A 10,848-nucleotide genomic window follows, 5' to 3' on the forward strand; every position below is an offset into this window, starting at 1 on the left:
GTTCGAGTCGCTTGCCAGCGCAGTGAACTCCTTCGCCAGAAGTAGGTCTGGGCCTGTGCTGCCCAGTGCCGATTGGCTATCACCGCAGATATGTCCAAGATCTCCAACGCCCTTAATGAGGCAGCAGTTGGTCGACAGCCTAAGCCATTCGCTGCCTCGGGGTGATAGTGCAGATCGTCCAGATGTCAATCCTAAGTCGGTCAACCGCGGAAGTACCTTAGCTCGATCTACCGTGCTGGTTGCCGGGGGATCAAGCAGTCCCAGAACTGTTCGGCTCGCTGGACAAGCCAAGCTGCTCGCGTGCCGTCTCTAGCTGCTCCCGTCGTTCCTCGTCGGTCAGGGCTGCCTGCCATTGCTGGAAGCCTCCGACGGCTTCGGTGAGGGGCTCGGCGTACGCCGAGCTTTTGCCGAGATCTCGCAGTTGGATGCGGCCGTCGAGGAGGTCTCGGGCCATCTCGGCGAGGTCGGATCCGGCGGCGCCGTTCTTGAGCCGGTCGAGGGCGCTTTTGATGGCTCGAGCCGTGGCGGGGTTGCCGGCCATCTGCTCGAGGTCGCGGTTCAAGTTGTCGTCGGTCATGTCAGTTTCCGGGGCCGGTGTAGGCGGTGGCAGGCAGGGGGACCGCGTTGAGGTCCCCGCCTTGGTAGGCGGCGTCCATGACGGCGCCGAACAGGCCGAGGATGACCGTGCCTGCGGTGTTGATGAGAACCGAGGCGTCGTTGATCAGTTGGAGCATGTCCAGCACTATCAGGGCAGCAGCGCCGTACCCCGCTACCGCCCCGATGCCGGTCTCGATGAGGGCGGTCCCGGCGGCTGCGGCGATGCCGGCCAAGATGGCCTTGTCGGCCAGCGCCTGGAGGAGGTTGCCGAGCTGGTTCGATAGCTGCCACGCCCCTTGGGCGGCCTTGTGGTAGCTGTCCTGGGTCTTGGCAATGGCGAACTGCTGGCCGCTGGTGGCGGCGGCGAGGTCGGAGAAGTATTTGTAGGCCGCGTCGCTGGCGTTGCCGTCCCAAGAGGCGTCGAGTCGCAGCATGCCAGTCTGGATGTTGATGCCCATCTGCTGCATGCACTGGGCGAGGTTGGCCATGGCGTCGCCGAACTTCCAGAGCCTCTCCCAGTCGCCGCTGAGCCAGTCGGTCATCCAGCCGAACACGTCGACGCCGGTGAGCTTCTCGATGGCAGCGTTCAACCAGGCTGACGGGCTGACGTAGTTGAAGAGGTCGATTGGGTTGACAAAGCCCTGGCTGATGCTGTCGTCAGGCTTGGCCGGCTCCAGGAGGAACCTCGTTGGGTCGTCCATGTCGTTTCCCCCGTGGGCTGGTCAGTCCCTGGACACCGGCGGCCGTGGCGCAGCCGGGTACGAGGCGTCGACCTTCGCGGCGGAGGCTTCGTCGGCGGTCTCATACGTCGCGGCCAGTTGTTTAAGGGCCGTGTCGGAGGTGTCGAGCAGGTCGCCCAGGTGGCCGAGCATCCGGTTGAGGGCATCGACGAAGTTGTCATGCGACGGCATGACGGTTCCGATCAGACCCTTCTCGTGGGCGCTGAGCAGACCGTGCTTGTTCACGTAGCTCCTGGCAGCGTTTGCGGCTTGACGTACCGCGGCGAGATCGGCGCCGTACTGGCGGACCGCTTCGGGTTCGACGCGGAAGCTCATCAGTCCCCCATGGAATTCAGGATGACGCCAGTGGCGATGAGCAGGGCCAAACCGATCACCCCGTATAGGGCGCAGGTGCGCAACAGTGTCTTTGCTTGCTCCGGGTCATCGGCGCGGTGGAGCTTGATCGCATCACGCGCGGAGATGTAAAAGGCGACCCCCGGCAGCAGCAGGAACGCGTAGCCCAGGATGGGAAGCGTGTTGCCGGTGGCAACACCGATCATCGCAGCTAGCAGAGTCAGCAGGTAGGCGAAGGTCAGGAGCAGAGCAAGCTTGCCGACGACAAGCTGTAACTCCCTCACAGGATTACGCACCACGTCACCTTCCGATTCCGGTCATCACTGCTTCGCCAGACCCGCGCAGCTCCCTGCCAGGTTGAGCCGGCCGGATCTTGCCCGGGTGAGTAGTTCTCTCGGCGGCCATGACCCTCTCCGTACCCCGTAGGCCTTTCCCTGGGTTGAACGGTAGTAGTCGATGGATAGTTGCTGAGCGACTAGCTGCTGGGTGACAAGTGTACCGGGTGTTGAAGATGTCTTTGTTTTGTAGATCGTATGGCTGTCGTCACCAATGGTTTGTGGCATGAGAATGGAACCGCCATCTTCACGGGCATGCTCGAACACGGGGTCGAGATCAAAGCGTTGTCGGCTAACCCATGGCCGGCGATGAAATGGACGCCTCCCAGGACAGCTTCCGGCGGCATCGACCGGCGCAAGGTCGCCAATCCGATGCAGGTGCGCACCCTGCTCACCGCCGTACATGATCAGGGCAGGGTGGGACCACGGAACGCATCAACGCGACCTTGACAAATGCACTGAAGCCCACTGACGGTCGCGGGGGATCTATCGGCTTGCTCCGGTCGTGGGGCGGCGGATGGCCCGCCGGGGCGCGCAGCCACACGCATACCAACGAGCGGACGACGGCTTGGGCGCCCGGAGCATCCCCGTCGGAGACGCCGTAACCGCAACTACGCATGGCCTGGGGCACGCTTGCCGCGCTTCTCTTCCCCTGGGCCCCGTTCGTCGTCTCGGCGGCCCACTCGTCCGGCCTTCACAGCCAGCCAGCAGACATTCGGTGGCTAGCCCCGCCTGGCTGCCGGGGTGGGGGTCGCGACGCGCCCTCGTCGGCGCAGTGAGAGGCTCGTTCGGCGCCTTGAAGACGTGCAGACGGTTTGAACAGCATCGGCCCGGTCGGCCTTTCGGGTCTCACGACCTGCGTGGCAGACTCGTATGACGACGTGAGTGACTTCACCGAGTGTTGGCCCTGCTGATGGACCCGGTCCAGCAATAGTCGCCCTACGGAACTTCGGCACCGGTTCGGCAAGATTGGTCGTTGACAGTCGACGACGGCTAGATTCGGCCGGACGGCCACAGAGTGCCAGTAACCGCATTTCTGCTGGTCGATGGCCCTGCTACCTGGTGAATATGGGTGCCCCCGGCAGGATTCGAACCTGCGCTTTCGCCTCCGGAGGGCGACGCTCTATCCCCTGAGCTACGGGGGCTCAGTGGTTTCAGAGCCTAGCAGGCACCGGAGAGAGCCCGCCAACCGGTATCGGGGCGGGCACTCACGCCGGCTGGAGGTCTTTCAGCAGGCTGTCGATCAGGGCGAGTTCCCCCTGCTGGCCGGCGACCATCGTCTGGGCCAGCCAGTCGATGTTCTCGTCGTCGGAGAGCTCGATCGCCTCCTGCGCCATGTGGATGCCGCCCAGGTGGTGGGCTCGCATCAGGGTCAGGAACTGGATGTCGAGGGCGTTTCCGGTGGCCTTGCGCAGGCTGTCGAGCTGCTCGGGGGTGGCCATGCCGGGCATCAGGCCGTTGACCACCGAGCCCGCGGAGTTCGGCATCCAGGCCATGGGGGCCTCGGTGCCGGTGGGGCTGAGATCCCAGTCGCGCAGCCAGGCCTGCATGTAGCCGATCTGGCCGTGCTGGGTCAGGGCGATGTCACCGGCGAGGGTGACGATGCGCGGGTTCGACGAGTTCGCGTGGGCGGTCATCGACATCTCGACGGCCTGGGCGTGGTGGGTCGACATGTCGCGCAGGAAGCCGGCTTCGACCGAGTCGGTGCCGGGGTGGGTGAAGCGGGGGATCACCAGGCCGGCGGCCACGCCGAGGGCGAGGCCGAGGATCAGGGTCGCGATGGCGATCCAGGGCTGTGTGCGCGGCGCGGCGCCGGGTGGACCGCCGGGAGCGGCGACCGAGGCCGCCGCTCCCGAGTCGGTGGAGACCGGCATCAGTTGCCCGTGGCGGCGCCGTTGGGCGCGGCCTGGAGCGGGCCGGTGGTGGTGTTGCCGCTGGAGCAGGCGGCGCCGGGCTCCATGCTGGCGACCAGGCGGGTGTCCTGGATGAACTGGTCGATGCGGCTGTCGTTGACGTCGTCGACCTTGAGCTGGTAGCCCCAGACCTGGACGGAGACGTTCTTGTCGAGGCCCGCGTAGGGCGACATGAACGTGTATTCCTTGCCCTGGACCTTCTTCTGGAGCACTTCGATCTGGTCGGCCGGCAGGCCTTCCTTGTACGTCACCCAGACCGCGCCGTGCTCGAGGCTGTGCACCGCGTGCTCGTTGGCGATCGGCTTGTCGTAGACGTCGCCCATGCAGTTCTGCCACGCGCTGTTGTGGGCGCCGCCGACGGGCGGGCTCGTCACGTACGTCTGCGGGCCCTCTTTGTGGTCGCGGGCGTCGATCGCGGCGTTCTTCTGCTCGCGGTAGTTGGTGACGCCGGCGATCTCGGCGACCTTGTCCTCCCAGCCGCGGGAGCCCTGGACGGCGGCGAAGACGCCGTAGCCGATGATGCCGACGGCGATCAGCACGACCACGCCCGCCACCGCGATGGGGCCCCAGTTGCGGTTGCCGGCGACCTTGACCGGCGTGACCGGCTTGCGGCCCTTGCCGCTGCCTTTGCCCGCCGGGCCCTTGCCGGCGGGGCCTCGGCCTGCGGTCGCCTTCTTGGCGGCGGCGGCCTTGGCAGGGGGCTTACCCTGGCCGGAGGTCTTGTCGACCTTGACGGACTGCGGGACCCGTTCGGGACCCGGCGCGCTCATGCTCATCGTGCCTCGTCGATTCTTGGGGAGAAGGATGGCGGGGCTCGGGTGGCCGCCGAGCGTCGAAGTCTACCCCCGATAGCATGGTTGAGTGACTCCCGCCAAGCTTGCTGCCACCGTTCTCTCAGCTGCTCGTGCCGTGTTCGAGACCCGCGGCCTCGACCTCTCGGCGCTGCCCGCGACGACGACGGTCGAGCGACCCCGCAGCCCCGAGCACGGTGACTACGCGTCCACGCTGGCGCTGCAGCTGGGTAAGAAGGCCGGCGTGCCGCCGCGTGAGCTGGCCGCCGCCCTGGCCGAGGAGCTGGGGCGGCAGCCGGGCATCAAATCGGTCGAGATCGCCGGGCCGGGCTTCCTCAACATCCGGCTCGACGCGGCCGCCGCGGGCGTGCTGGCGCGCGACATCGTGCTGGCCGGCCCGGCGTACGGGCACACCGCCACCCTGACCGGCGAGCGGATCAACCTCGAGTTCGTCTCGGCCAATCCGACCGGCCCGGTGCATGTCGGCGGCGTCCGGTGGGCGGCGGTCGGTGACGCGCTGTCCCGGCTGCTGCGGGCGTCCGGCGCGACGGTCGGCACGGAGTATTACTTCAATGACGCAGGCTCCCAGATCGACCGGTTCGCCCGGTCGCTCTACGCCAGCGCCAAGGGCGAGCCCGCTCCCGAGGACGGCTACGGCGGCGCGTACATCGCCGAGATCGCCACGGCCGTGGTCGCCGAGGCGCCCGATGTGCTGAAGCTGGGCGAGCCCGTGGCGCTCGAGACGTTCCGGCGGGTCGGTGTCGAGCTGATGTTCGCCGAGATCAAGCAGTCGCTGACCGAGTTCGGCGTCGAGTTCGACACCTACTTCAACGAGAAGGACCTGCACGATCGGGGCGAGCTGCAGGAGGCCCTCGACCGGCTGCGCGAGCAGGGCCACATCTACGAGGCCGACGGCGCGACCTGGTTGCGCACGACCGAGTTCGGCGACGACAAGGACAGGGTGCTCCGCAAGTCCGACGGCGACTGGACGTACTTCGCCGCCGACTGCGCCTACTACCTCGACAAGCGCAAGCGCGGCTTCGACCGGGTCGTGATCATGTTGGGCGCCGACCACCACGGCTACATCGGCCGGATGAAGGCGATGGCGGCCTGCTTCGGCGACGACCCGGCCACCAACCTCGAGATCCTGATCGGCCAGCTGGTCAACCTGGTGCGCGACGGCGAGCCGATGCGGATGAGCAAGCGGGCCGGAACGGTCATCACCCTGGAGGACTTCGTCGACGCCATCGGGGTCGACGCCACCCGGTACGCCCTGGCCCGTTACTCGTCCGACTCGCCCATCGACATCGACATCGACGAGTGGACCCGGGCCACCAAGGACAACAAGGTCTATTACGTGCAGTACGTCGCGGCCCGCACCGCCGGCGTGGCCCGCAACGCCGCCGAAGTGGGGCTGACCCGGGGCGAGCCCGGCGATTTCCACCCCGAACTGCTCAGCCACGAGAAGGAGAACGACCTGCTCAAGGCGCTGGGCGAGTTCCCGGCGGTGGTGGCTCGCTCGGCTGCGCTGCGCGAGCCGCACCATGTCGCGCGCTACCTGGAGGAGGACGTGGCGGCCAACTTCCACCGCTTCTACGACAACTGCCGGGTGCTGCCGATGGGCGACGAGCCCATCACGGACGTCCACCGCGCCCGTCTCTGGCTGAACGACGCCACCCGTACGGTGATCGCCAACGGTTTGGGCCTGCTCGGCGTCTCGGCGCCCGAAAGGATGTAGGGATGCGAGCTCATGAGGCCGGGGCGCTGCACGGCGACCTCGGACAGCGGGGACCGGCCTGGTTGCGCACCCCCCACGACGTGAACGCACTCGTGCCGCAGCTCTGGCCGCGCACGGTGATCCGCGCCGAGGCCGGCCACCTCGAGATCGGCGGGGTGAGCGTCGCCGCCCTGGCCGAGCAGCACGGCACTCCGGCCTACCTGCTCGACGAGGACGACCTGCGGTCCCGCTGCCGCGACTTCGCGTCGGCGTTCGCCGAGGCCGACGTCTTCTACGCGGGCAAGTCGTTCCTCTGCAAGGCCGTGGTCCGGGTCATCGACGAGGAGGGTCTGTTCCTGGACGTCTGCTCGGGCGGCGAACTGGCGGTGGCGCTGGCGGCCGGCTTCCCGCCCGAGCGCATGGGGTTCCACGGCAACAACAAGTCGGTACGCGAGCTCACCCGGGCGCTCGACGCCGGGGTGGGCCGGATCATCGTCGACTCGTTCCAGGAGATCGACCGGCTCACCGCCCTGGCCACTGAGAAACAACAGAGGCCGCAAGTTCTCGTCCGGGTGACGGTCGGGGTCGAGGCGCACACCCACGAGTTCATCGCGACCGCCCACGAGGACCAGAAGTTCGGCTTCTCGCTGGCCGGCGGCGCGGCCTACCAGGCGGCCATCAAGATCCTCGACGAGGACGTCCTCGAGCTGCGCGGCCTGCACTCGCACATCGGCTCGCAGATCTTCGACACCAACGGCTTCGAGGTCGCTGCCCGCCGCGTGCTGGAGCTGCAGGCGCAGATCCGCGACGCGCGCGGCGTCGAGCTGCCCGACCTCGACCTGGGTGGCGGTTTCGGCATCGCGTACACCACGCAGGACGACCCGAGCAGCGCCGGTGACCTGGCCAAGCGCATCAACAAGATCGTCGAGTCGGAATGTGAGCTCGCGTCGCTGCGCAAGCCGAAGCTCTCGATCGAGCCGGGCCGGGCGATCGTCGGGCCGTCGGTCCTGACGCTCTACGAGATCGGCACGGTCAAGGACGTCGACGGCATCCGCACCTATGTGAGCGTCGACGGTGGCATGAGCGACAACATCCGTACGGCGCTCTACGACGCCTCCTACTCGGCGACGATCGCCGGCCGGGCGAGCGTCGCCGAGCCGATCCTGGCCCGCGTGGTGGGAAAGCATTGTGAATCCGGGGACATCGTCGTGAAGGATGAATTCCTGCCCGCCGACGTGCAGCCCGGAGATCTTCTCGCCGTGCCCGGCACCGGCGCCTACTGCCGGAGCATGGCCAGCAACTACAACCACGTCCCTCGGCCGCCCGTGGTGGCGGTGCGCGACGGCGCCTCGCGCGTGATCGTGCGGCGGGAGACCGAGGACGACCTGCTCGCATTGGATGTTGGATGAGCGTGAGTAAACCCATCCGCCTGGCCCTGCTCGGCTGCGGAACTGTCGGGTCGGAAGTCGTACGCCTGCTGCACCGTCAGGCCGAAGACCTGACCGCGCGGATCGGCGCCCCGCTCGAGGTCGCCGGCATTGCGGTGCGCCGCCTCGGCCGGGAACGCGGTGACCTGCCGATCGACCCGGGTCTGTTCACCACCGACGCGCTCGGCCTGGTCAAGCGGGACGACGTCGACGTGGTGATCGAGGTGGTGGGTGGCATCGAGCCGGCCCGCACCTGGCTGGTCGAGGCGCTGCGCGCGGGCAAGAGCGTGGTCACGGCGAACAAGGCGCTGCTGGCCGAGGACGGCGCGGCGCTGCACGACGCGGCCGCCGAGGGCGGCGCCGACCTCTACTACGAGGCGTCCGTGGCCGGGGCGATCCCGCTGCTGCGCCCGTTGCGCGAGTCGCTGCACGGCGACCGGGTCACCCGGGTCACCGGCATCGTGAACGGCACGACCAACTTCATCCTGTCGTCGATGGACGCCACCGGGGCCGGCTTCAGCGAGGCGCTCGACGAGGCAGGCGAACTGGGGTACGCCGAGGCCGACCCGACGGCCGACGTCGAGGGCTTCGACGCCGCGGCCAAGGCGGCCATCCTCGCCTCGCTCGCCTTCCACAGCCGGGTCACCGCGGCCGACGTCTTCCGTGAGGGCATGACCGGGGTGACCGCCGGCGACATGGCCAGCGCGAAAGAGATGGGCTGCACGATCAAGCTGCTGTGCATCGCCGAGCGCGGGCCCGACGAGTCGGGGCAGGAATCGGTCAGCGTACGGGTGCACCCGGCGATGATCCCGCGGAGCCACCCGCTGGCCGGCGTGGGCGACGCCTTCAACGCCGTCTTCATCGAGGCCGACGCGGCCGGGCAGCTGATGTTCTACGGCCGGGGCGCGGGCGGCATGCCGACCGCGAGCGCGGTGCTGGGCGACATCGTGGCGGCGGCCCGCAACCGGCTCGCGGGCACCCGCGCGCCGAGCGAGAGCAACTACGCCCACCTGCCGATCCGGCCGATCGGCGCGGCCATGACGCGCTACCACATCAGCCTCGACGTGGCCGAGCGCCCGGGTGTCCTGGCCGCCGTGGCCGGGGTGTTCGCCCAGCACGAGGTGTCGATCGCGACGGTCCGTCAGTCGGGCCGGGCCGAGGACGCCAAGCTGGTGATCGTCACCCACGGCGCGCCCGACGCGAACCTGGCCGCCACGGTCGAAGATCTGGGCCGGCTCGACATCGTCCGGTCCATCGCCAGCGTGCTGCGGGTCGAGGGCGGCGCCTGAAGTCCCAATTGATGGACATCCGGTCTCAAGATTCGGAGTTCTGCGGCACGCTGGGCCGAGTTCGTAAAACGTAGAGGAGCGCAGCCATGTATCGGGGACTCATCGAGGCGTATCGGGACCGTCTGCCGGTCACCGACAAGACCCCGGTGGTCACGCTGCACGAGGGCAACACGCCGCTCGTGCCGGCGCCGGCGCTGTCCTCGCGTACGGGGGCCGACGTCTACCTGAAGGTCGAGGGGGCCAACCCGACCGGCTCGTTCAAGGACCGCGGCATGACCATGGCCGTGTCCAAGGCGGTCGAGGAGGGCGCGAAGGCCATCATCTGCGCGTCCACCGGCAACACCAGCGCCTCGGCCGCGGCCTACGCGGCCCGGGCCGGCATCACCTGCGCGGTCCTCGTGCCGCAGGGCAAGATCGCGCTCGGCAAGCTGGCCCAGGCACTGGTGCACGGGGCCAAGCTGCTGCAGGTCAACGGCAACTTCGACGACTGCCTCGCGCTCGCCTCGAAGCTGTCGCAGGACTTCCCGGTCTCGCTGGTCAACTCGGTCAACATCTTCCGCCTGCACGGGCAGAAGACGGCGGCCTTCGAGATCGTCGAGGCGCTGGGCGACGCCCCCGACATCCACTGCCTGCCGGTCGGCAACGCCGGCAACATCTCGGCGTACTGGATGGGTTACCAGGAGGACAAGGAGGCGGGCAACAGTTCCCGCCTGCCCCGCATGTTCGGCTTCCAGGCCTCCGGCGCCGCGCCCATCGTCACCGGCAAGGTGGTCGAGGAGCCGTCGACGATCGCCACCGCCATCCGCATCGGCAACCCGGCCAGCTGGACCAAGGCGCTGGACGCCCGGGACTCGTCCGGCGGCCTGATCAACGCCGTCACCGACCGCGAGATCCTCACGGCCTACCGGTTGCTCGCCCGCGAGGTGGGCGTCTTCGTCGAACTGGGCAGCGCGGCCAGCGTGGCGGGCCTGCTGCAGCAGGCGGCCGAGGGCCGGATCCCGGCCGGGGCGACCGTGGTCTGCACGGTGACCGGCCACGGCCTGAAGGACCCGGAGTGGGCGATCTCGACCGCGCCCTCGCCGACCACGATCCAGAACGACGTGCTGATCGCCGCGCGGGAGCTAGGCCTCGCCTGAGTCGGCCGCCTTCAGGATCAGCGCCGTCGCCTGAGCGACGACCTCCAGCTCCTCGGCTGAGAGACGGCTGAGGAGCGTACGCATCTTCTCCTCGCCGGCATTGAAGATGCTCGCGATGAGGTCCTTACCCGCTCGTGTCAGCGCGATCCGGCGTACCCGCCGGTCGTGCGGGTCCTCCGCGCGGGCGACCAGATCCTGCACCACGAGCCGGTCGATCATGCCGGTCAGCGCGGCCGCGCCGATCCCGACCATGCCGGCCAGCTCACTGCCCGAGACAGAGCCGTGGCGCGCCAGCAGTATGAGGATTCTGAGCTGGGAAAGCGTCAGGTGTGAGGAGAAGAGCGGATCCGTCCGGTCCTCCGCGATCACCTGCTGCAGCCGCTGCTGCGCGCCCATAATGTCCGCGATGAGCTGTTGTTTGTCGGCCAACGCCGCGGGCCCCTCTTCTTTACGCGCCGATGGCCGGACTGAGTCCATCTCATGACGGACGGTACCAGCGCGCCCCGGCGGAAAACCATTTGTTCGTGTCGGGCAAACTATTAATGCTGGACGAACTTTTACCGGGGGAGC

At 68.2% G+C, this 10,848-nt stretch carries 12 protein-coding genes and 1 tRNA gene; 5 read left to right on the plus strand and 8 right to left on the minus strand.

The window, feature by feature from the left end:
- Positions 1-250: 250 nt before the first annotated feature.
- Genes KXC43_RS10655 through KXC43_RS10670 form a run of 4 tightly spaced genes read right to left on the minus strand, consistent with a single transcriptional unit; the run spans position 251 to position 1,966 of the window.
- The gene (locus tag KXC43_RS10655; protein ID WP_221375821.1) at positions 251-577 is read right to left on the minus strand and encodes a hypothetical protein; all 327 of its coding nucleotides are present in this window, start codon (positions 575-577) and stop codon (positions 251-253) included.
- A gap of 1 nt (position 578) precedes the next feature.
- Positions 579-1,298: a hypothetical protein gene (locus KXC43_RS10660; RefSeq protein ID WP_221375822.1), complete on the minus strand. Its 720-nt coding sequence runs from the start codon at positions 1,296-1,298 to the stop codon at positions 579-581.
- 21 nt (positions 1,299-1,319) lie between these two features.
- Complete coding sequence (locus tag KXC43_RS10665) at positions 1,320-1,652, minus strand: hypothetical protein (protein WP_221375823.1); 333 nt, start codon at positions 1,650-1,652, stop codon at positions 1,320-1,322.
- Complete coding sequence (locus KXC43_RS10670; protein ID WP_221375824.1) at positions 1,652-1,966, minus strand: hypothetical protein; 315 nt, start codon at positions 1,964-1,966, stop codon at positions 1,652-1,654. The genes KXC43_RS10665 and KXC43_RS10670 overlap by 1 nt, the downstream gene beginning before the upstream one ends.
- A gap of 237 nt (positions 1,967-2,203) precedes the next feature.
- On the opposite strand from KXC43_RS10670, the gene KXC43_RS10675 reads away from it, so the two are divergent.
- Positions 2,204-2,455, plus strand: a complete 252-nt coding sequence (locus tag KXC43_RS10675; RefSeq protein WP_221375825.1) for a hypothetical protein — start codon at positions 2,204-2,206, stop codon at positions 2,453-2,455.
- Between the two features lie 623 nt (positions 2,456-3,078).
- On the opposite strand, the gene KXC43_RS10680 is transcribed toward KXC43_RS10675, so the two are convergent.
- The 3 genes from KXC43_RS10680 to KXC43_RS10690 form a co-directional block, all read right to left on the minus strand.
- Positions 3,079-3,150 (minus strand) — tRNA-Arg (locus KXC43_RS10680).
- Between the two features lie 63 nt (positions 3,151-3,213).
- Entirely contained in the window at positions 3,214-3,879 is a 666-nt protein-coding gene (locus tag KXC43_RS10685; RefSeq protein WP_221375826.1) for a DUF305 domain-containing protein, read from the minus strand.
- Positions 3,879-4,694: a thioredoxin-like domain-containing protein gene (locus KXC43_RS10690; protein WP_221375827.1), complete on the minus strand. Its 816-nt coding sequence runs from the start codon at positions 4,692-4,694 to the stop codon at positions 3,879-3,881. The genes KXC43_RS10685 and KXC43_RS10690 overlap by 1 nt, the downstream gene beginning before the upstream one ends.
- Positions 4,695-4,779: 85 nt before the next feature.
- On the opposite strand from KXC43_RS10690, the gene argS reads away from it, so the two are divergent.
- The 4 genes from argS to thrC all read left to right on the plus strand — a co-directional run bounded on the left by argS (position 4,780) and on the right by thrC (position 10,278).
- Complete coding sequence (argS, locus tag KXC43_RS10695) at positions 4,780-6,447, plus strand: arginine--tRNA ligase (RefSeq protein ID WP_221375828.1); 1,668 nt, start codon at positions 4,780-4,782, stop codon at positions 6,445-6,447.
- Between the two features lie 2 nt (positions 6,448-6,449).
- The gene (gene lysA, locus KXC43_RS10700; protein ID WP_221375829.1) at positions 6,450-7,835 is read left to right on the plus strand and encodes a diaminopimelate decarboxylase; all 1,386 of its coding nucleotides are present in this window, start codon (positions 6,450-6,452) and stop codon (positions 7,833-7,835) included.
- Positions 7,832-9,142 carry a homoserine dehydrogenase gene (locus KXC43_RS10705; protein WP_221375830.1) on the plus strand — a complete coding sequence of 437 codons (1,311 nt, stop codon included), beginning with the start codon at positions 7,832-7,834 and terminating at the stop codon, positions 9,140-9,142. The genes lysA and KXC43_RS10705 overlap by 4 nt, the downstream gene beginning before the upstream one ends.
- A gap of 86 nt (positions 9,143-9,228) precedes the next feature.
- Positions 9,229-10,278: a threonine synthase gene (gene thrC, locus KXC43_RS10710; RefSeq protein ID WP_221375831.1), complete on the plus strand. Its 1,050-nt coding sequence runs from the start codon at positions 9,229-9,231 to the stop codon at positions 10,276-10,278.
- Here thrC and KXC43_RS10715 read toward each other — a convergent pair.
- Positions 10,264-10,755, minus strand: coding sequence for a MarR family winged helix-turn-helix transcriptional regulator (locus KXC43_RS10715; protein ID WP_221375832.1), 492 nt, complete (start codon positions 10,753-10,755; stop codon positions 10,264-10,266). The genes thrC and KXC43_RS10715 overlap by 15 nt on opposite strands.
- Between the last annotated feature and the right edge of the window lie 93 nt (positions 10,756-10,848).

The organism is Paractinoplanes polyasparticus (assembly GCF_019710575.1).
Lineage (GTDB): Bacteria > Actinomycetota > Actinomycetes > Mycobacteriales > Micromonosporaceae > Actinoplanes > Actinoplanes polyasparticus.